Consider the following 20,357-nt stretch of genomic DNA (forward strand, 5'->3'; position numbering starts at 1 on the left):
TTATTTCGTTTTAGTTAATAAATAAAGAAAATATGGGGCACCGATAAAGGCCACGACCACACCCGCCGGTATCGCATTTGGAGCAAAGATGGAACGTCCGATTGTATCGGCACTGACCAAAATCAACAAGCCAAGCAGCGCACTAACTGGTAAAAAATACTGATGCAATGAACCGACAAGCCGTCTAGCCAAATGCGGGGCGACTAGGCCTATAAAGCCAATACCGCCTGTCATTGAAACACTTGCACTCGCGAGGCCTACCGCTAAGGTCAGCAAAAGGAGGCGTTTACGCTGGACACGTACACCTACACTTGAGGCGACAGCATCTCCTAATGTCAATGCATTGAGCGTGTTTGACTGCATCAGCGTAAGCGGCACAAGGCATACAATCCAAGGCAGAAGCGCCAGCACATGAATCCAGTCTCTCCCCCATACATTGCCCACAAGCCATCTTGAAGCAAACGTATATGTATCTTCATCCAGCTTCAATGACAAATATAAGGTGAGTGCACTAAATCCCGCAGCAACCGCAATGCCAACTAAGATCAGCCGGATAGGAACAAGCCCTTCATGCCGGTCATATGCAAGAAGCACGATGACCGCTGCCGCGAGCAGTCCGCCGCCAAACGTAAAGAGCGGAATAAGAAGAGACGGATTGCCTTCAAGTGCGTGAAAATATGTCACAAACACAATTAAGCCAAATGCCGCCCCTGCATTCAGTCCAATTATCCCAGGATCGGCCAGCGGGTTACGGGATAAGCTCTGCAAAATGCCGCCAGCAATGCCAAGACCAATACCAGCTAACATCGTCACCACAATTCGAGGCAGACGATAGTCAAACAGCACCGTTTCACTTTGGAAATCTCCAAAGCCAAATAACGTCTTGACGACCATGACAGGGCTTAGTTTCAGCGTACCGGTATTTAAACTATACAGCACCACAGCCGCACTCAGGCAAAGCAAAACGAGTGTCACGACAAGAGCACGCTGTTTCTCTCTCATGACAGGTTCCTCCCTTCTTTTCTGGCAATGTATAAGAAGAAAGGAACACCAACAAGTGCCACCATCACGCCAATGGCAAGTTCTCTTGGCGGATTGACTGTACGGCTGGCAAGGTCTGCAAAGACAAGCAGCATTGCGCCTAGTATCGCTGACATCGGAATAACGAAACGATAGTCTACACCAACAAGCTTTCGTGCAATATGCGGGATGACGAGACCGACAAACCCAATCGACCCGACTGCTGATACAGAAACCCCTGCTAATAACACAGCAGCGGTCATTCCTAGTATTCGCACTTGTCGTGTTTTCACCCCTAAATTTGCCGCTGTATCTTCACCGAGCGATAGTAAGGAAAGTGACCGGCCTAATAGCATTGCCCATACGATCACAATCAGAATAACCGGGGCGAGAATCGTCAGCTGCGGCCATTTCACACCAGCTACCCCGCCTGCATACCAAAAAGCCAGATCCTGACTCAGGTCAAAATAAATCGCGATCCCAGAGCTGAGCGCATGAAGCAATGCCGCTACAACCGCCCCTGCCACAGTGAGGCGCAGCGGTGTCAATACGCCGCCAGCCGCACCAATCGCAAAGATCAGCAGCGTACTGAGCACAGCACCAATAAAGGAAAAAAACATCAGTGCTGAATAAGGTATTCCTGGAAAAAAAGCAAAACAGAGAGCGACCACAAACATCGCACCTCCATTAATGCCCAAAATCCCCGCATCTGCCAGTGGATTTCTTGTGATGCCCTGCATAAGAGCACCCGCTACGGCAAACGCCGCTCCCACTAGAGCTGCCCCTAAAACACGGGGGAGTCTTAATTCATGGATGATCTGCTGCTCTGTAACATTTGACTGGTAGTCAAATACAGCTGTCCAAACCGTTTGCAGAGACAATGTTTTTGCACCGTATGACACAGCAAAAAACATGGCAGCCGCTAAACCAATAACGGCGAGAAAAAATATCAAAAAGAACAGAATATGTGATGATCGTTTTTGTTGAGGTTTTCGCTTATCCTGCAAAATCGGTGTCATCCTTTTCTTCATTAAAAGTCAGTTTGAAAATGAGAATCATAATCAACAAAATTATAGCCGCCAGCCTCTAAAAAATCAATGTACACCCTATTTTTTAATTAATGAAGGTATGTGCGGAGCAGAGAAAGGAGATTTCTTTTTGACGCTCAGAACGGCCTATCATTTTTTCTCATAGTTTAATAGGAAAATAGTTGACATTTCGCATGAATATCCCCTAAAATTACAAAAGTAAGTCAAATGTTATAAAAATATTACAAACAGATGTCAAACTAATAAAGAATGACCCGTCATGAGAGGAGATTTGAAAGTTGTGTCAGTAAAAGGAAAATGGAGTATCGTCCTATTTGCGCTTGCAGTCGTCATTGGAGCAGTTGCTTTCTTTCAAAATCAACAAGCAAGCGGTACAGAGAAGAAAAATGTAAAGCAGGATACGAACTATAAAAACGTAGAAATTGTCACTCTCGTAAATGACGGGAAATTTATGAGATATGCAGTCAACTATCCTCTTTTTCATCAAAAAGAGCTAGATGATAAGATTCAAAGCTATGCCAATTCGGCATTAGAGCATTTCAAAAAAACATTCAGTGAAGCAAAGGATATCGATGAACATAAACGCTATGAACTGAATATTGATTATGAAATGGTGCATTATGCGAAGCAGTCTGCTGCCATTCGTTTTACGACCTATACGTATACTGGCCAGCAAAATGGAACCACCAATCATCTCACGATTAACTTTGATTTTCAGAAAAAAACCTTTCTTGACACAAAAGATTTATTTCTGCCTAAAACCCATTATTTAAAGAAATTATCCTATATTACATATACAGAGCTTCGGAAGGACAAAACCTTATCTAAGGATCAGCCTCTCCTTCAAAAAGGAACAGCCCCTGATGCTCAAAACTTCAGTCAATTTGCCTTAAAAGACAAATATGTAGAATTTTATTTCCCTGCATCTCAAGTAGCCGCAGAGGATCTTGGTCCGCAAACACTAGCGATCAAAAAGACATTGCTGAAGGACATTTTAAAGCCAGAATATATGGATAAACTGAAAAATAAAAATGAAATGAAAGAACCGAATCCAAAAAGAAAAGCCGTCAAGCTGCCGCAAAAATCAAAGCTTGACCCGAATAAAAAAGCCATCGCACTCACATTTGATGATGGACCGAATCCAGCGACAACCTCAAAAATTTTAGATGCGCTGAAGGCAAATAAAGGACATGCTACCTTTTTCGTATTAGGCAGCAGGGTGCAATATTACCCTGGAATGCTTGCCGATATTTTAAAAGGCGGGAATGAGATCGGAAACCATTCCTACAATCACCCTTTATTAACAAGACTGCCTTTAGATGAAGCGGTGAAACAAGTGAAGGACACCCAGCAGCTGATTGAGAAAGCGAGCGGATATACACCTACGCACTTTAGACCGCCATATGGCGGTACAAATCAAGATATCAATCATGCAATTGGGATGAAGGTCACTTTGTGGGATGTTGATCCAGAGGATTGGAAAATCCGCAACAGCCAGCAAATCACAAACCGCGTTCTCTCACATGCAGCCGATGGCAGAACAGTGTTAATGCACGATATTTATGAAAGCTCAGCCCAAGCAGCAGTAAAGATCATCCATGAACTCACCAAACAAGGCTACCAGCTCGTCACAGTGAGTGAACTTGAACAATTAAAAAAAGAACGACATGAACAAACCCCTGTAGAGTAAACAGGGGTTTTAGATTGTTGACAAAGGGGTAAAATGATCTTTATTTTAGCTCTTTGTCTTCTTTTCAGCGTGATAGAAAACCTTTGAAGTCTAGGAAGGACGAGTACTGGAGCGGAGCGAATTGTACATTCGTGAGCACCGGCACGCAGGACTGACAAAGAATGCGAGGGTTTGTCCGCGCGCTGAAACCCCTGTAGAGTAAACAGGGGTTTTCTTTTACGACTCCAAAGACTTTTTTTGTTTCAATAATGCTTGAAATGTCTCTTCAAGCTCTTGCGACGGCTCAATACTTAAACGGCTGAGCACTTCAGACAGCTGCATATCAATTAACAGAAGCTCCTCTTCTCTATTTGTCACAGCTGGTTTTTCTTCCTTTTGTTTATAGGCTTCATATGTGCCGTCAAATCCTTCAATACGTTCCTCGTGAATATGGAAAATACGAGTGGCAACCTCTTCAATCAGCCTGCGATCGTGGGAAACAAACACAATGGTACCTGGGTAATCCTTCAATAGACCTTCAAGTGCTTCAACTGCCGCCAGATCTAAAAAGTTCGTCGGTTCATCCAGCATGAGAACATTGGCATCACTGACGAGTAAGGATGCAAGCATCGTCTTCACCCGTTCTCCCCCGCTTAAAACCTCAACAGGCTTATGCACATCATCCCCTCTAAATCCTAGTCTCGCCAAAACCGTTCGAACCACTGTCTCATCTTGAACTGCCTCTTTCAGCGCATTTTGTAAAATCGATTCATCTACCTTCAATCCTGACAGATCCTGACGAAAATAGGCTAGCTTGACAGTTTCTGAACGAGTAACGCCGGGGTCTCCATTCACTAACATACGGAGAAATGTCGTTTTGCCGCTCCCGTTTTTTCCGATAATGGCAACCTTGTCTCCGCCCCTCACTTCCACATTCGCCTGCCTCCATAGCACTTTATCTCCCGCCTTGCCATCTACATTTTCCACTCTCAAAATGGTACGGCTTGCTGTTTCCTTCATCGTATGCTGAGTCATTTGAATAGGCTGAATGTCCTTTACCTTCTCCACCTTTTCTAATTTCTCCATCCTTGTTTCAATGGATTTGGCTGTTTTTTGCAGTTTTTTTTGCTTATTTGCATAGTAGGGCTTTGCAATTTTAGGTCCTGAGGATTTCACCTTTTGGGAGGGCTTTGTCGCTTTGTCCGCCTTTTTCTTTTTCTTTTCCAGTGCATGCTCTAACTGTTTTTTCTTTTGTGTATAGGCTTCATACGCTTCCACCTGCTGACGATGTGCCAGCTCTTTTTGCTGTGCAAAATGTGTGTAATTGCCTTTGTAATGATGAAGCTTTCCATGATCCAGCTCCCAAATCTCCGTACATATTGCATCTAAAAAAGCACGATCATGTGAAACAACAATGAGAGCTCCTTGATAATGACGCAGCTTATCTTCCAGCCACTCAATATGCTCCGTATCCAAATGAGTGGTCGGTTCATCTGCTAATAAAAGGGCAGACGGCCGGCTTAATGCTCTTTCAATATAAGTCTGGGTCATTTCACCGCCACTCTGTCTGCCGTCTCCTTGTTTCAATTGAGGAAGCAGCGTACAGACCGCTGTGGCGGCAACCGTGCCGCTGTCTGGTGTTTTCTGTCCTGCCAGCACATGCAATAAAGTCGTTTTTCCGCTGCCATTTGTCCCTACAAGACCAATGCGATCACCTTGATGGATGGCGAGTTCCTCAATATTAAATAACAAGCGATCTTTTCGAAATACCTTTAACTGATTGGCTTTTAATAACATCCAATCCTCTCCTTTCATATCAGGAGACATGAAAAAGCCTCCCATTCTCAGAATAGGAGGCAAAATGGTGTACAAAAATAAGCGGATTGATCCAGTATGGTGTGCCGTTCATACTTGAACACACACATCCCACGTATCAATCACTTCATTTTTTGATTCCCAAGCTGTACCATCCTATTCCGAAGCTAAAAAATGAAAACGCAGCAAACATGGCAAACGGATCGTTTGCTCACTGCCTTCGTTCGTTCATTTTGCTTACAGGTCATAGGATTAGTACTTCATTGCATTGGGTCACCCTTCCGTTGTTTGTTACGTATACGATAAAAGATTGGTTATTTTTTGTCAAGCTGAAATGGCATAAGTGAGTCGATTAATTGGAGTGTAAATGGATGGGACACTTCAAACAGTTCGTCCTTTTTGCATTCTTCCACTAGGCTTCCTTCATGTAAAAATAGAAGGCGGTCACATAGATACACCGCTGCTTCTACATCATGAGTAATGAGAAGCATGGTCATGTCTAGCTCTTGTTTTAATGTCTCAAGCAGCTCCAATATTTGTACTTGAACAGAGACATCCAGTGAGCTCAAGACTTCATCTAGTATAAGAATGGCTGGATGCGTTGATATAGCTCGTGCGATGCACACTCGCTGGAGCTGACCACCGCTTAGCTGATGAGCATATTGATTCAGCACAGACGAGGGCAGCCTGACTTGCTCAAGTAATGACAAAACCTTCTGATCCATATTCTGATTCTGCTTTAACAAACGCATCGGTTCTGCTATGATCTCTTTCACCGTAAAGGAGGGATGAACAGAAGATAGATAATCTTGAAAGACAACACTCATTTTCCCCCGATTCACCCTCCGCCATTTGTCAGCTGTCATACCATCAATCTGTACCTCGCCTCCATCTATTTTTTCTAAACCGAGCAGGATACGTGCCAATGTACTTTTGCCACTGCCGCTCTCACCGACTAATCCGGCACATTGTCCTTTTTCGATTTGAAACGAAACATTTGATATGCGGTCTTTTGGTTTCTTTTGTTTTGAAAAAAGACCTTTCTTCTCACCGTGTTTGACTAGATCGAAAGCTGTGATCAACATGGAAACGCCTCCACTCTCTTCTGCTGTCGCAGTGCTTCAGTAGGGGCAGATAATCGAAGCCTCGTCTCAAGTAAATGCTTTGTTTGGGGATGCTCAGGTGATGTGAACACTTCCTTGGCTGACCCATGCTCAAGCATTACTCCTTGGTGCATAACCATCAATTCATCAGCGATTTCCTGAACGATGCCTAGATCATGCGTTATGACGATTAAGGAAACACCCGTTTCTTCCTTTAGACTGTGTAATTGTCTGATGACTTCACGCCGATTAAAGGCATCAAGTGATGCAGTTGGCTCGTCTGCAATGATCATGTCTGGAGAAAGCATCATCGTGATACCAATCATCACACGCTGAAGCATTCCTCCAGACAGTTCATACGGATATTTTTTCATCAAATCATATGGATTTTTTAAATGGACACGTGTAAGCCCAGCCATAGCATGTGCTTTCCCTTCTTTCCCTCGTAAGCCCAAATGCTCCTGAAATGTTTCCACCATTTGATGACCTATCGTTTCGATAGGGTTGAATGCATTCATGACATCCTGTGAGATGAAACCTATTCGTTTACCCCGCCATTGATGCGCTTCTTGATTTGTTAATGTTTTGCCGTCAAAAATGATCGTTCCTTCCACTTCTAGCGAAGGGGCGACAAGATCAATTAACGCTTTGGCGACAGTTGATTTTCCACTGCCACTTTCTCCAATGACGGCTAAACAGCGTTGTTGATGTAAAGAAAATGTGATATTCGTCACTATATTCTTTTGCTGCTGTGGATCATGTACGGACAGATTTTTTACGTCGATTAAAGGCAAATGGCCTCACCCCTTTCTTTCTGGTATGATGCATGGCAGGATTCGCGGCATGCTGAAGGCTGTCTCCTAAAAAGCTCAACGCCATGACCACAAACAAGATGGCAAGTCCAGGCGCAAGCATATGGGCTGGATGTGTCACCATGACATTCTTCGCCTCATTGAGCATCATGCCCCATTCTGGTGTAGGTGCACTCACCCCTAATCCAAGAAAAGACAGTGCTGATATATTTAAGATCACCCAGCCCGCATCAAGTGTCGCAAAAACAGCCATTTCTCCTGAGATGCGAGGAAATAGATGTCTCCTCAATATGTAAAAGGGTTTGCCGCCAGTCACCTTTGCAAATTGAACAGAAGATTCATTCGCATATTGAAGGACAGACGAACGAATCATTCTTGTATACCAAGCCCATTTCGCTAGGACATTGGCCAAAATAATATTGAGTAGTCCAGGTCCGAGTATTCCCACAACCGCAAGAATCATCACCTCTGCTGGAAAGGACAGCATGACATCACACAGCCTCATCAAAACCCCGTCCGTCTTTCCTCGAAAGAAGCCTGCCATGAGTCCAAGTGCGCTGCCAATGAGCATCGTGATACACATCGTCAGCATAGCTGCAAGCATTGTTGTCCGAATGCCATATAAAAGCCTCGATAATACACATCTCCCTAGATGATCCGTTCCGAGTGGGTAAGTAAGACTGATACCGGCATATTTTTGAAGAATGTTCGTATTTGTTGGGTCATGTGGTGCTAACATTGGAGCAAACAGTCCAGCTAATGCGACAAGCGCTAACAGCCAGATTGAAAGAATCGCCATACGGTCTTTTCTTAATTGATGCCACCCTATCATTGTTGTCATACCTCCTTTCGCAATTGCGGATTCATGGTCATTTGCAGCATATCAGCGATGAGATTGCACATAACAAACAGGAACCCCATCACAAACAAATAGGCTTGAATAATAGGGAAGTCAGCATGGAAAATAGCAGTTATACACAACCGGCCAACCCCTGGCCAAGCAAAAAGGTTCTCAATAATGACAGTTCCCGCAATGAGCTTTGGAATAGACATGCCAAGTGCTGTTACCGCTAATTGCAGGGCATGCCTCATGACTTTCAGTTGAACAGTTCGTTCCTTTAAACCACGTGCTCTTGCATAAAAAACAAAGGGCTCGTGCTGAAATTTTAGAATTTGATTACGTATGAGTCTCACATAGGTCAATAAGTAGCCTAATGATAATGTGACAGCTGGAAGAAGAATCGATTTGAACCCTTCCATTCCACTCGTATTAACCCAATTGAATTTGACAGAAAAAAGCCAAATCAACAAAATCCCCAGCCAAAAACTAGGCATTGAAGCGGCGATAAACACAAAGGCTCTCAATAAACGGTCCACCCAAGTGTGAGCAGCATATGCACAGATCACCCCGAACAATAAACTGAGCACTATGATAAAAAAGAGCGCTGCTCCTGCAAGCTGCAATGTCGCAGGCAGCGCCTCCATGATAAGATCAAAAACGGGCTCCTGAGTGACATAGCTCCTGCCAAAATCACCTGTTAATCCATTTTTAAGCCATGTGGCATAGCGGATGAAAAATGGCTGGTCTAAGCCTAACTCCTGCCGCATCGATTCAATCATTTCTTCTGTTGGAGTGACTTGATTCACCCGCAAAGCGACCTCTGCTGGATCACTTGCCCGCATCGTCAGCAGTACAAAAGCAAAGAAGGTGATGAAGATCATAAGCGGAAAAAGCATCAGTATTCGTTTTAAGAGATAGCGAGTCATGTCTCTACCTCCGTTTTATGACACAAAATACATACGGTCAAATGGGATTTCGTACTGAGACACATGAAAACCTACGCCTTTTAGGCGCTTATTATAAACAGCCTTTGTCACAGAATAAGAGATTGGGAGGTAGACATTTTCATCATGGATATACGTCAATATTTCTTGATACATTTGTTTCCTCTTTTGCTCATCTGGTTCTACTAATACTTCCGTAATCGTCTCGTCCAGCCACTTTTTCTTTTTCAGTCCTAATTGAGCTTGATAATCAGCATGGGATGCTACACGGAATGAAGAGACATAAGTTTGTGGATCATAAGGAAGCCCCCAAGACAGCGAGTACATCAGATCGAACTTTCCTGTTTTTTGGCGATCTAAGAATGCCTGTTTTTCTTCTCCTCTAATATCCAGCTTGATCCCCACCTGCTTGAAATCTTGTTGAATCGATTCACTGATCGTTCTTTCCCCTGCATTATCGGAATTATAGTAAATAGCCACACTCAGCAGTTTGCCATTTTGATAGCGATACCCGTCTTCTTTCATCCTCCAGCCTGCCTCATCCAATATTTCCTCTGCTTTCTTCTTTTGATAAGTTTTCTTTTTCAGTGGAATATCTGCGTATGGGACAGAAGGAGCAAGCAATGTGTGTGCCACCTTTTCCGTTCCATTTAAAATGCCTTCAGTGATCATGTCCTTTTGAATGGCGTATTGAAAAGCTTCTCTTATTTTCGGATCTTTTGTGATTGGCTGGTTTGAATTAATCACAATCGATCTTGAACCAACAGGAGGGCTCACGGTGACACCATATTGCCCTGCTTCTTTTAAAGCCTGGAATGAGTCTCCATCAATCATGTCACCATCTGCTCCAAATAAAAGATCAATCTCTCCTTTTTGAAGCGCAAGTAAGATGGTTTGGTGATCCGGCATGACTTTCCATTTCACAGTTGAAATTTTCGGCTTTTGCCCCCAATAGTGATCATTCATTTCAAAAACGGCATATTGATTTTTCTTATGTTCCTTTAGCACATAAGGACCTGTACCTGCATAGCTTTTAACTCCTTTTGCAGTCGTTCCATCAATGAAGCTTTTTGGAGAAATAAAACGGAAGGGGCGTGTTAAGCCCAGCTCTTCTAACGTAGGATAATAAGGCTCTTTCAACGTGAGAACAAATGTATCGTCATCTACCGCCTTTGTGGATTTGATTTCAGATACGAGATTAAGCCAAGCGTTCTTTTCAATATTTTTGACGACAGCATCAATATTCAATTTCACTGCCTTTGCATTAAAAGGCTCACCATCTGAAAAAGTCACACCTTTTCGAAGATGAAAGGTATAGGTCCTTCCATCCTTTGATATGTCCCAGCTTTTCGCTAAGGCAGGCTGAACGCCCTTCTCTGTATTGACGACAAGCGATTCAAACACCATATTTTGAGCAGCCATCTCTCCACCGTATAGATGAGGATTGATGTCCCTGATATCTTTTGTGCTTGCATACACGAGCTCATCTTCTTCTCTATCATTGCTGGAGGATGCTTTGTTTTCAGAGCATGAGGCCAATAAAAAACAAGCCATCACTGAAAACAGCATCAAGGTGTATGTCACGTAGGGATGCCTTTTCTCATATTTCTTCTTTATGTAAACAGGTTGATCACTCATATGCACTTCCCCCAATTCAACATTATCGTAATCATTACGATTATTAATCGAAATGATTACGAATTGAATATTAGCATACAGAAATGGGAAATACAACGTCTTTTCATAAAAAAACAGACTCATGATTGAGTCTGTTTCGCTTGTATGAATTGGTCGATCACCTTTAATGCTTTTTCTGTTCCACCTGCTGCTTGGAAGCTTTCTTCAATTTTCTCAATCCCCGCACGGTACGTGTCACTGCCTAAAACCTTCTCAACAGATTCTCTTAGCTGCTTTGGTGTCAGCTGATCTTTATCAAGTGTACAGGCAGCAGATAATTCGGTCAGTCTTTGTGCCACCATCGGCTGATCTTTATCGACTGGAATGACGACCATCGGAACGTGGTAATGAATCCCTTCATTGACACTATTCATCCCGCCGTGCGTTACAAACACATCTGTCAGTTCGAGCACTTCAAGCTGCGGCACATAAGGCTCGATCAGAAAATGAGCAGGCGCCTCTTTTAAAAGAGAACGATCTACTTTTTCACCTGTTGCGATAATCACTTTTCCGTCAAAGTCTTCGAAAGCATCTATACACATATTAAAAAATGCTTCTGTATCCCCAAGAACGGTGCCCATGGAAATAAAAACGACTTTTTCTTGCTCAAGTGCTTCCAGCGGGAAATCATGCTGGTCGGCTCTTTTTAGAAAGCTCGGTCCAATGAAAACAAACGAATCGTTTAATGAATCAACAGAAGGCTGGAAATATTCACTTGTATAGACGATATTCAGTTCTCCACGGTTTTTCATAAATTGCATCAAACGCGTTGGCTGAACGCCAAAACGCTCTTGTATTTTTTCTAACAGATGATCGGCTTTCTCATCCTTTCTGTATAGCGGTGTATCAAAATGCGCCTCTTGCAGCACAAAAGATGGGTTGGAACCGATGCTTGGAATGTGCAAATAATCTCGAACAAGCTCCCCTGCCCCAAACATATCAAAGTAGACCAAATCAAATGAATGCTTCTCAGAAAGTGTTTCCACCACCTCTAAAATATCATAGGATGTTTGCAGCATGGCATGAAAGAACGGCTGCATAGAATCTAAATCTCCTTCTTCCACATGTAATGTCCGAATATAGTCTGGATGTATATGTACGTGAGCGCCTAAGCGTTTGATTCGTTCCTCATAATGTACAGTTGTGACCGCATGCACTTCATCGCCTCGATCCGCCCATGCTTTAATCATTCCTAACATAGGGTTCACATGTCCTTCAGCTGGAAACGTAATCAATAAAATCTTCGTCACAAGAAATTCCTCCTCATTGTCAATTCCCTTCCATGTTAATCATATACAGCAAGCCGGCTCAACAAATACGCCTGAAAAGGGAAGAAATGAGTCTTACGTCCAGTATTTCATAATGAAGTGGCATGAAAAAAGACAAAGTCTCCTAATGAGCACTTTGTCTTTTTCACATTATGGTTTGAGCAGCATTTTTTTAAATGCAGCAGACTGTTTTTCAATGGAGATCGGATCTGCATAGATAAATTCCTTGATTGAGTAGTACAAGACATGCCCTTGCTTCACCGCTTGATTTTTCTTCCATACACCGCTGTTCGTTATATCAAGATTTGGCTTTTTTCCATCCTTTGTTGGTACAAGTAAATAGTCCCCTGTATACTCGTTCATCTCTTCTAGTGAAATTCCGAGATAACCTTCCTTGGGAAGTGCCTTTTCTGCCTTTTCAGGCAAGCTGAACCCATAGCCTTGATAGATGACTTCCCCGCCGCGGCCAAAGTCCGTACCAAATAAATACACTTGCTTTGGCTGAACATCCATAATGGAGAATGTCTTGTCATCACCAATTTTCGCTTTCACTTCTTCCCCGTCTTTCTTCAGCTTCTCGTCCATTTCTTGTATTTGTTTTTTCGCTAACGCTTCTTTTCCAAGAATCTTTCCAATTTCAATATGCATCTCTTTGAAGCTGTGTTCACTTGTCGTAAACGTGATCGTTTTGGCAATCTTTTTATATTTTTCAATCTGTTCGTTTTGTGAATAAGCAATGATCAAATCAGGCTTCAGCTTTGCAATTGCCTCCACATTTTCAATCGGTACCCGCTTCACACCTGTTTCATCTAAAAATGATGATTTAGGATAAACATCCGTCATGCCAACAGGTGTCACACCTAACTTTTTAAAGTTCCCAAGCTGCGCTGTTAACACAACAATCCGCTTCGGTTTGGCAGGAATGGTGATCTTTTCACCCGTTTCCGTTGTATATGTACGCGTACTTGCTGCTTGCTCTTTATTCTCTTTCTGCCCGCATGCCACTAACAGCAGTGCCAGCAGACTGACCAGCCAGATCATTTTTTTCACTTACGAAACCACCTTTAATTGAGAATGATTATTAATTATAGCATAAATAATCATTCATAGATGAAAAGTTTTAAAAGTGAATTATACATGAGGCGGAACGAAAAAAATCCTCTCCAAAGGAGAGGATTTCGTGAGACCATTGTCTATCGTTAGCAAGGTCAAGTACGCGCTCGGAGAACGTACAATTTATGTCTATGATTACTGTTGTAACTATATTTTAAGATGATTTGGTGCAAAATTTGTGCAAAGAATATTTCTGTGTCTAATTAAAACAAGACAATATTTATTAAAATTTTTGTAATGATCCTTAAAATTATTTGTTTTGATTTCTTTCTTCTAATCAGAAATTTCATTTTAAAAAGATTTATATTGGCTTCAATTTCCTTGATGTTTTTTTGTAATTAATGCCAGACTGAAATCCTAATTTTTCCCGTTAAGCTTGTTCTCGCACAAGTCATTTTTCGAAATTTTAATTTAAATCTTAATTATGTGCAATTTTACCTTCAAGATATTTAACCCAATGTTATTTTTCAACTGTGTTATTTTTATTATTTCACATCAACAATCTACTCAATTACAAGATGGATAAAGCTGTATGTGAAATTATTGAAAGTGATAATAATAGAACAAATTTGATCCAAAATGATGGATGTTAGTTGAATACTTGTTTCCTAAAGCTTTCTTTTTGCCGTTTAAATTCTAAAAGGTCTATCATTTTCAGAAAATGTAACTGCAATATTTGATTTTTGTAAATCAATATCTTGAATTTTCTCTTTTAGAACTGCTACAATGTATTGACATTCTATAGAGTTCACGATAGTGATAATGGCATTTAGAGCTACCTTGTCGATAGTTTCTATTACATCATGAACTATAAAATTGGGGACTTTTTTCTCCAAATCCTTAGCTAGTTGTTGATAGGCTAAATCAAATGCAACAATAATGGATTTCCTCGTACCTGTACTTAAACCCCTTTTTACGTTATCAATACCAAAAGGGAAGCCTTTTTCTGTTTTATAGAGCATAAAGGATTCTCCATTAGTCTTTTCACTATATTGGGAAAAATATTTATTAAAGATAGACAAAGAATCTTCCTTAATAGTAGCTTCAGCTTCAGTTTCTTCTAATTGTTTAACAAGCTTCGCCACCCGACTCTCTAAAAGATTATAAATTGATCTAATGTTCTTATTACTCCCCAACTCTTCGTTATATTCCGCTAGTTTACTTTGCAATGAAGTATACTCATCAATTTTATTTTCTTCTATTAACATAATTACATTCTTATGTTTTTCAAACAGTTGATTCTTATCTTCTTCAAGAACACTAATTTTTTCTTCTAATTTTTCTAACTGAAAATTAAAATACCTTATTTTATTGTGCATAAGTTCATCATTAAACTTTACTAAATCTTCAAATTCCTTATGTAATTCACCCATTGCTTCCAGAGTTTCATTATATAAATTTCTTAGAACCTCTTTATCAATGGCATTTTTTATTTCCTGCTCAGCATCCTCAAGAATATCTATGATTCTCTTTCTTTTAAATAAAAGTTCATCAATCCGATCACTATAATCAGAATACATAATTTTTATTTCAGATATTTTTTCTTCATTTTCTTTGAATTTCCTTGAATTCACTAATATGTTCATTTGATCATTTAATTCATCAATAGTCGACTTTAGTAGATTTACCTTTTGATTGACACTATCTATAGATTTAAAATTGTTTATAGACATAAAGTTTTTTATTTCTTTATTTTTCTCTGCAATTTCTTTTCTTAAATCTAAAATTTGGTTACTTATTTCCTGATCTTGCATCTCAAAAAGATACGAATAAATATTCTCATAGGTTGCATCATTAGTTCTTTCCAAAAATTTAAGGAACTTATTATTGTCTGCCCGTTGATCTATTCTAACAAACATATTAATTAACTGTCTAAATGTAGGATGATTAGCGAGATTAGAAAAGAAAATCTCATTAAGTTGTGGCCAGTAATCAATTTGATTCACTTCTATACCATTGATATATCTTTTCCCCCGAGGATAAAGATCCACAGAAAGAATATGCACAGTTGAATCTTCCTCGTCGAAAGACTCAACAACCTCCAGTTCAACATTAATTTTGTTGTCAATAATATAGTTTTTTAGTATCTCATTTGTTTGCTTTGTTTCATCATCAAAGTAAATAAATTTCTTGTCTTTTGCACCCAAACATATATCTATCAACTTTAAAATAGTCGTTTTCCCAACACTATTTCCCTTTTCCTGATCTTTTCCAGCATCGACAATAAAATTCATTCCCTTAGCAAAACGAATGTTTCTAATGATTTTTTGAGCAGGTTTTGTTTCTTTAATAATCAAACGCTTTATGAACAATTTAGAAATCCCTCCTTACTAATTGAAATTTTATCAATAAGAAAAAGAAAATCCAATGAAAGTAAATAGATTGTGTATTCAAGAGAGTCATTGTATCGCTTCTTTAAAGTTTCGTATAAGTCCTCAACGTTGTGCTTGTTTAGAGAAATAATTTCTAAAATACATGCTGAGATGTAGTATACGGTATCTTTAGGATTTGAGTCTCTGTCAATTATCATCTTATTCAACATCCTTAGGCACTGGCTTTAAAAGTTTACATTTAGTAAATGCATAAAACATAATCAGATAAATGGCTTCATCGACTTCTTCATCTAATAAGTCAGATTCACTGATTAGTGCACTATAACAAACTTCTTCTTTAATACGATTAAACACTTGGTTAATCACATAATCACCATCAAATTTTTCTTCTTCTCTTACCTTTTCCACTTCTAAATAAACCGTCCGAATTTTTTTGACCATTATTGACTTTTTTAAATAGCCGTTTAAAACCTTAGAAACTTCATCATAACCGTCCGAATAATTATCAAAAATCTCCACATAAACTTTAACTTTATTGTGCTCAAACTTTTCCATCCAATCAGAATTGTTCTGAATAGAATATTCATCATCATAGTCGATATCAAGCTCTGCTATTATTTTACAGACATCAAAGATAGCACTTCGCTTTAATATTTTAGGGGGTTGGCTGCCAATATTAACAGTTGTAAGTTTATTCTCATTACCAACAATTGAAGTTCCATTATCTCCGCTTCTAGCACTATTACTTAACGCCATTACTTCCCTCCACGAATATTATTCCCGTTTCCTATTATGCTGTTCCCATTTTCACCCGAAATAGCCTTTTTACTAGACAATACATCTTTTTTAGATGAATCCAATGTAATATTTAACTCTTGTTTCAAATGTTGTTCAATTTCTTTATTTTTGGCAGATACCTTTTTTGAAAAAACAATTGAACAAATAGATAGGATTGAAGCAATAATTCCTAACACGAGATTTATAGTTACCATCATTACACCTCGTTACAATTTTTTTCTATTTTACCACAATACAGAAACTTATTTCATAAAGAACAATACAAATAAAACGAGATGTATAAATTAAAACTATCTCTTATCAAAGGGCCTGATTTTGTAACGTAAAATCAAGCCCTTTGATAAGAGGACGACAGTGGCGAAAGAAAAAGACTACCGGTTAAAGTAGTCTTTAAAAAATAATCATTTAGATATTGATCTCGCTTGGAAGATTGTTTTACTTCTCGCATTAGTTTCGCTAATGTGGGGTCTTCACTTTCAAAATCTAAAGAACTGAAAAATTCCGCTTCAGTCATTCCGAGACCACCTATGATCTTTTCTAAAGTTGAAAGAGTAATATTAATTTCGCCTCTTTCGACACGACCTAAATCTGTGAACATTGATCTATCAATGTTTCTATTAACGTTAACTGCGGCATACCTGTCTATTACACACAACACCGAACAGCTCTCAAAAGTTCACTCTCAAGCCTATAAAATCATAAAATTTCTTTGCACTTATATGATAAGTCCATTTAGAATTTAATTTAACAGTTGTGCCAAAAGGCAAGACAGAACGTTGCAATCCAATACGTACAAATTGTTCTGACTTCCCCAATAGCTTAGCCGCCTTTTTCAAAGACATTTTCCCACTAAAACCATCCGTACTTATTTTATCAATATGCTCTAAAGGACTCTTCCCCAGAACTTCAAATATCTTAATTTTCCTATTTCGATTAGGTTCATTCTTACCTGATACATATTGACTTATTGATGATTTCCCTATCCCCGTCAACTTTGACAATTCGGCCTGTGACATATTTGTTTCATCCATAGCTTTCCTTAAAATTTCTGCAAAACTCAATCCACCTATCTCCTCTCTGTTATTTGCTTTTTATCCATTCCATGTCCTCTCTTCTGGCAAACCATTCGGAAACGGATCATCTGCATACACTGGCTTCAAAAGAACCTCGTCATATTCCTTCGTTTCCGAATCCATATGAGCATACATATGAGCGTATAGCTCTAATTCCTGTTGCACATCCACCATAACGAGATTCACCCCCATAGGCTGTGATTTCAGTTTCATGCTATACTTCCCCATATAAGACCAAATAGGACTATAAAACTTACGACCTCCATCTACAAGTTCATACGTGATTCTTTTGTCTTTCTTCTCCACCTGTTCATCATTAAATAAGTGACCTGTATGGCGCTCAACGTTTATATGCGGAAGCTCATACGTAATGTCATACACTGATGTTTCACCCTTCATTTCACTGCTATGCTTCGTTTCTTCCATTTCAACTAAAGAACGGTTTCCGCTTTTCTTGTATGTCAAATAACTATCAACCATATTAGTCGGGACTTCAAAATCAAATGCAGGCGCAATCTTTCCTCAGATGTTATTTTTATTTAGATATTATGCTCATGTTATGAAGGAGTTTAGAGAAGAAGAGACTATAAGTACTTTAGATTTGTTCCAAAATGTTAGTACTCGAAAGTTACACAAGTGAAAAATTTGTGCAAAACCAATCGAATTAATAACGTTTACTTACATATTCAATCACATAAAAAACAAAGAAAAACCCTTTATTTAAAAGGGTTTTCTCATTTTTCACTATTTATTAATCGAATCCTATAAGATACTAAGTACGCGCTCGGAGGGATTCGAACCCCCGGCAGACGTGGTACCGGAAACCACCGCTCTATCCAACTGAGCTACGAGCGCACGATATGTTTTTTGAACGTCAGCATATCAAATTATAAGGGAAATGCTGCGAGAAAGCAATGATTAATCATTCGTCATGATGATGTATTTTATTACTTTGTATTCATACACTAATATGATGGTTTGAAGTGGAATGATTTTGGGGAAAATGGATAGGGGTATTTGAATTTAGGTCAGCGTTTTGTTTGACCTTTATTGACCAAAAATGTATCATTGAATTACATACTTACCTAAAAGGTGAAGGAGGAACATTATGAATTTAATACCTACAGTCATTGAGCAAACAAATCGTGGGGAAAGAGCTTACGACATTTATTCTCGTCTTTTAAAAGACCGTATTATCATGCTTGGTTCTGCGATCGATGACAATGTTGCCAACTCCATCGTGTCACAGCTGCTTTTCTTAGAAGCTGAAGATCCAGAAAAAGATATTTCTATCTACATTAACAGCCCTGGCGGTTCAATCACAGCTGGTATGGCCATTTACGATACGATGCAATTTATTAAACCAAAGGTATCAACTATTTGTATTGGTATGGCTGCATCTATGGGTGCGTTCCTGCTTGCTGCTGGTGAAAAAGGTAAGCGTTATGCTCTTCCAAACAGTGAAGTCATGATTCACCAACCACTAGGCGGTGCCCAAGGTCAAGCAACTGAAATTGAAATTGCGGCAAAACGAATCCTTTCTTTACGCGATAAACTGAACCAAGTACTTGCTGAACGTACTGGTCAGCCAATTGAAGTCATTGAGCGCGATACAGATCGTGACAACTTCAAAACAGCGGAAGAAGCACTTCAATACGGACTCATTGACAAAGTCTTGACCCGTAATACAGAAGACCAAAAATAATCATCACAACACAAACCGTCTGTTCCTGAACAGACGGTTTTTTGTTTTCATCATACTTTAAGACAGCTCCGTCCATTTCTGCTGAAGAGACGGTGTTTGATAAGAAGCCATCTGCGTGATTAATTCCTCCGGTTCACTCGAAGCATGTAACAATTGAAGGTGAGATTCATTCGAAAAACCTTCCTGTACACTGAATTTCACCATGTCTATGAGCGGGTTGAAGTAGTCATTCACTTGATACAATCCAATCGGCTTTTGATGGATGCCGATTTGTGCCCAGCACAGCACCTCAAATAATTCTTCATATGTACCAAAGCCGCCTGGCATCGCAATAAACCCATCGGCCAGCTCGCTCATTTTCGCTTTTCGTTCATGCATGCCTGTTACCTCAATTAGCTCTGTCAGCTCTTGATGCACGACTTCTCCTCTAAAAAGCCCCTTAGGCATGACCCCGATCACTTGCCCGCCATGTCTCATGACCTCATCGGCAATCGCGCCCATTAACCCAATACGCGATCCGCCGTAAACAAGACGAATGCCCTGCTTCGCCATATAAGCACCCAGCTCTACAGCCTTTTGTTTGTAGACATCATTTACACCTGGATTCGAACCAGCAAACACACAAATCGTTTTCATCAAAACAGCTCCATCTCTCTCTATGATTTCTTCACCCACTCATTCTACTATAATGATTTGTAAAGAAACAGCCGTTTCTTCTATATATAGTGTAAAATCAAAAGAGTGAACACCATATAAGGAGCTGTATAGAGAGAATGCAAACAACTGAGATGGAGAAGTGGATCAAGGATTTTTATCAAACGAGAAACTGGACAGAATACGGACCGTTTATCCGGTTAGGCTTCTTAATGGAAGAAACGGGTGAACTCGCTCGCGCTGTTAGAGCAATAGAAATCGGACGAGACCGGCCTGATGAGCAGAGACAGGAATCATCTGAGCTTAAGAAAGAACTCATTGAAGAAATGGGAGATGTTTTAGCAAATCTCCTCATTTTAGCGGATCAATATGATGTCACAGTAGAAGAGGTCTTCAGCGCTCATCAACAAAAACTCAACAAACGCTTTTCTGGAGAAAAAGAGCCAGTAAAAAACACGTGACTAAGCTGTCACGTGTTTTTTT

21 protein-coding genes and 1 tRNA gene are annotated in these 20,357 nt (G+C 40.0%); 3 read left to right on the plus strand and 19 right to left on the minus strand.

Features of this window, described 5'->3' with window-relative positions:
• On the minus strand, positions 1 to 1,002 hold the full coding sequence (locus AAYR28_RS15780; protein WP_034624490.1) for a FecCD family ABC transporter permease: 1,002 nt from the start codon (positions 1,000 to 1,002) through the stop codon (positions 1 to 3).
• Positions 999 to 2,027 (minus strand): FecCD family ABC transporter permease, encoded by a 1,029-nt coding sequence (locus AAYR28_RS15785; protein WP_081372098.1) that lies wholly within the window; start codon positions 2,025 to 2,027, stop codon positions 999 to 1,001. The genes AAYR28_RS15780 and AAYR28_RS15785 overlap by 4 nt, the downstream gene beginning before the upstream one ends.
• 322 nt (positions 2,028 to 2,349) lie before the next feature.
• On the opposite strand from AAYR28_RS15785, the gene AAYR28_RS15790 reads away from it, so the two are divergent.
• On the plus strand, positions 2,350 to 3,759 hold the full coding sequence (locus AAYR28_RS15790; RefSeq protein ID WP_025094017.1) for a polysaccharide deacetylase family protein: 1,410 nt from the start codon (positions 2,350 to 2,352) through the stop codon (positions 3,757 to 3,759).
• 216 nt (positions 3,760 to 3,975) lie between these two features.
• Here the strand turns inward: AAYR28_RS15790 and abc-f are convergent, their stop codons facing one another.
• The 16 genes from abc-f to AAYR28_RS15865 form a co-directional block, all read right to left on the minus strand.
• Positions 3,976 to 5,535, minus strand: coding sequence for a ribosomal protection-like ABC-F family protein (abc-f, locus tag AAYR28_RS15795; protein WP_220726137.1), 1,560 nt, complete (start codon positions 5,533 to 5,535; stop codon positions 3,976 to 3,978).
• Positions 5,536 to 5,867: 332 nt separating this feature from the next.
• Positions 5,868 to 6,638 (minus strand): ABC transporter ATP-binding protein, encoded by a 771-nt coding sequence (locus AAYR28_RS15800; protein ID WP_044333957.1) that lies wholly within the window; start codon positions 6,636 to 6,638, stop codon positions 5,868 to 5,870.
• Positions 6,632 to 7,450, minus strand: coding sequence for an ABC transporter ATP-binding protein (locus AAYR28_RS15805; protein WP_024426103.1), 819 nt, complete (start codon positions 7,448 to 7,450; stop codon positions 6,632 to 6,634). The genes AAYR28_RS15800 and AAYR28_RS15805 overlap by 7 nt, the downstream gene beginning before the upstream one ends.
• Positions 7,413 to 8,300 (minus strand): nickel/cobalt ABC transporter permease, encoded by an 888-nt coding sequence (gene opp1C, locus AAYR28_RS15810; RefSeq protein WP_345808880.1) that lies wholly within the window; start codon positions 8,298 to 8,300, stop codon positions 7,413 to 7,415. The genes AAYR28_RS15805 and opp1C overlap by 38 nt, the downstream gene beginning before the upstream one ends.
• A gap of 5 nt (positions 8,301 to 8,305) precedes the next feature.
• Entirely contained in the window at positions 8,306 to 9,235 is a 930-nt protein-coding gene (opp1B, locus tag AAYR28_RS15815) for a nickel/cobalt ABC transporter permease (protein WP_024426105.1), read from the minus strand.
• Positions 9,236 to 9,250: 15 nt separating this feature from the next.
• Complete coding sequence (nikA, locus tag AAYR28_RS15820; RefSeq protein ID WP_120207739.1) at positions 9,251 to 10,891, minus strand: nickel ABC transporter substrate-binding protein; 1,641 nt, start codon at positions 10,889 to 10,891, stop codon at positions 9,251 to 9,253.
• A 119-nt stretch (positions 10,892 to 11,010) separates the two neighbouring features.
• Positions 11,011 to 12,180: a macrolide family glycosyltransferase gene (locus tag AAYR28_RS15825; RefSeq protein ID WP_345808881.1), complete on the minus strand. Its 1,170-nt coding sequence runs from the start codon at positions 12,178 to 12,180 to the stop codon at positions 11,011 to 11,013.
• Between the two features lie 168 nt (positions 12,181 to 12,348).
• Positions 12,349 to 13,239: an ABC transporter substrate-binding protein gene (locus AAYR28_RS15830; protein ID WP_251027186.1), complete on the minus strand. Its 891-nt coding sequence runs from the start codon at positions 13,237 to 13,239 to the stop codon at positions 12,349 to 12,351.
• Positions 13,240 to 13,940: 701 nt separating this feature from the next.
• Positions 13,941 to 15,623, minus strand: coding sequence for a DUF2326 domain-containing protein (locus AAYR28_RS15835; RefSeq protein WP_120207745.1), 1,683 nt, complete (start codon positions 15,621 to 15,623; stop codon positions 13,941 to 13,943).
• Positions 15,614 to 15,853 (minus strand): ABC-three component system middle component 6, encoded by a 240-nt coding sequence (locus tag AAYR28_RS19115; protein WP_120207747.1) that lies wholly within the window; start codon positions 15,851 to 15,853, stop codon positions 15,614 to 15,616. The genes AAYR28_RS15835 and AAYR28_RS19115 overlap by 10 nt, the downstream gene beginning before the upstream one ends.
• Positions 15,843 to 16,400, minus strand: a complete 558-nt coding sequence (locus AAYR28_RS15840) for a hypothetical protein (protein ID WP_120207749.1) — start codon at positions 16,398 to 16,400, stop codon at positions 15,843 to 15,845. Before AAYR28_RS15840 ends, AAYR28_RS19115 begins: the two co-directional genes overlap by 11 nt.
• Positions 16,400 to 16,636, minus strand: coding sequence for a hypothetical protein (locus AAYR28_RS15845; protein ID WP_120207751.1), 237 nt, complete (start codon positions 16,634 to 16,636; stop codon positions 16,400 to 16,402). The genes AAYR28_RS15840 and AAYR28_RS15845 overlap by 1 nt, the downstream gene beginning before the upstream one ends.
• Before the next feature lie 134 nt (positions 16,637 to 16,770).
• On the minus strand, positions 16,771 to 16,956 hold the full coding sequence (locus AAYR28_RS15850) for a hypothetical protein (RefSeq protein ID WP_183002023.1): 186 nt from the start codon (positions 16,954 to 16,956) through the stop codon (positions 16,771 to 16,773).
• Between the two features lie 154 nt (positions 16,957 to 17,110).
• Positions 17,111 to 17,503 carry a helix-turn-helix domain-containing protein gene (locus tag AAYR28_RS15855; RefSeq protein ID WP_214755370.1) on the minus strand — a complete coding sequence of 131 codons (393 nt, stop codon included), beginning with the start codon at positions 17,501 to 17,503 and terminating at the stop codon, positions 17,111 to 17,113.
• Positions 17,504 to 17,533: 30 nt separating this feature from the next.
• A complete protein-coding gene (locus AAYR28_RS15860) occupies positions 17,534 to 17,980 on the minus strand; it encodes a hypothetical protein (protein ID WP_345808882.1) in 447 nt (148 codons plus the stop codon).
• Positions 17,981 to 18,294: 314 nt separating this feature from the next.
• A tRNA-Arg gene (locus tag AAYR28_RS15865) sits at positions 18,295 to 18,370 on the minus strand.
• A 253-nt stretch (positions 18,371 to 18,623) separates the two neighbouring features.
• Between AAYR28_RS15865 and clpP the strand changes: the two genes are divergently transcribed.
• Positions 18,624 to 19,220, plus strand: coding sequence for an ATP-dependent Clp endopeptidase proteolytic subunit ClpP (gene clpP / locus AAYR28_RS15870; protein WP_024427684.1), 597 nt, complete (start codon positions 18,624 to 18,626; stop codon positions 19,218 to 19,220).
• A gap of 57 nt (positions 19,221 to 19,277) precedes the next feature.
• On the opposite strand, the gene AAYR28_RS15875 is transcribed toward clpP, so the two are convergent.
• Positions 19,278 to 19,856: a TIGR00730 family Rossman fold protein gene (locus AAYR28_RS15875; protein ID WP_041107909.1), complete on the minus strand. Its 579-nt coding sequence runs from the start codon at positions 19,854 to 19,856 to the stop codon at positions 19,278 to 19,280.
• A 137-nt stretch (positions 19,857 to 19,993) separates the two neighbouring features.
• Between AAYR28_RS15875 and AAYR28_RS15880 the strand changes: the two genes are divergently transcribed.
• Complete coding sequence (locus tag AAYR28_RS15880) at positions 19,994 to 20,335, plus strand: MazG nucleotide pyrophosphohydrolase domain-containing protein (protein WP_034281021.1); 342 nt, start codon at positions 19,994 to 19,996, stop codon at positions 20,333 to 20,335.
• The last annotated feature ends 22 nt before the right edge of the window (positions 20,336 to 20,357 follow it).

The sequence above is a fragment of the Bacillus safensis genome (genome assembly GCF_039619585.1).
In the GTDB taxonomy this organism is placed as follows: Bacteria; Bacillota; Bacilli; order Bacillales; family Bacillaceae; genus Bacillus; species Bacillus safensis.

Bases quoted from the DNA above. Each gene is read 5' to 3' on its own strand.
- AAYR28_RS15780 (WP_034624490.1), bottom strand. From the start codon at position 1,002: ATGAGAGAGAAACAGCGTGCTCTTGTCGTGACACTCGTTTTGCTTTGC.
- abc-f (WP_220726137.1), bottom strand. From the start codon at position 5,535: ATGTTATTAAAAGCCAATCAGTTAAAGGTATTTCGAAAAGATCGCTTG.
- AAYR28_RS15800 (WP_044333957.1), bottom strand. From the start codon at position 6,638: ATGTTGATCACAGCTTTCGATCTAGTCAAACACGGTGAGAAGAAAGGT.
- opp1C (WP_345808880.1), bottom strand. From the start codon at position 8,300: ATGATAGGGTGGCATCAATTAAGAAAAGACCGTATGGCGATTCTTTCA.
- opp1B (WP_024426105.1), bottom strand. From the start codon at position 9,235: ATGACTCGCTATCTCTTAAAACGAATACTGATGCTTTTTCCGCTTATG.
- nikA (WP_120207739.1), bottom strand. From the start codon at position 10,891: ATGAGTGATCAACCTGTTTACATAAAGAAGAAATATGAGAAAAGGCAT.
- AAYR28_RS15830 (WP_251027186.1), bottom strand. From the start codon at position 13,239: ATGATCTGGCTGGTCAGTCTGCTGGCACTGCTGTTAGTGGCATGCGGG.
- AAYR28_RS19115 (WP_120207747.1), bottom strand. From the start codon at position 15,853: ATGTTGAATAAGATGATAATTGACAGAGACTCAAATCCTAAAGATACC.
- AAYR28_RS15840 (WP_120207749.1), bottom strand. From the start codon at position 16,400: ATGGCGTTAAGTAATAGTGCTAGAAGCGGAGATAATGGAACTTCAATT.
- AAYR28_RS15845 (WP_120207751.1), bottom strand. From the start codon at position 16,636: ATGGTAACTATAAATCTCGTGTTAGGAATTATTGCTTCAATCCTATCT.
- AAYR28_RS15850 (WP_183002023.1), bottom strand. From the start codon at position 16,956: ATGACTGAAGCGGAATTTTTCAGTTCTTTAGATTTTGAAAGTGAAGAC.
- clpP (WP_024427684.1), top strand. From the start codon at position 18,624: ATGAATTTAATACCTACAGTCATTGAGCAAACAAATCGTGGGGAAAGA.
- AAYR28_RS15875 (WP_041107909.1), bottom strand. From the start codon at position 19,856: ATGAAAACGATTTGTGTGTTTGCTGGTTCGAATCCAGGTGTAAATGAT.
- AAYR28_RS15880 (WP_034281021.1), top strand. From the start codon at position 19,994: ATGCAAACAACTGAGATGGAGAAGTGGATCAAGGATTTTTATCAAACG.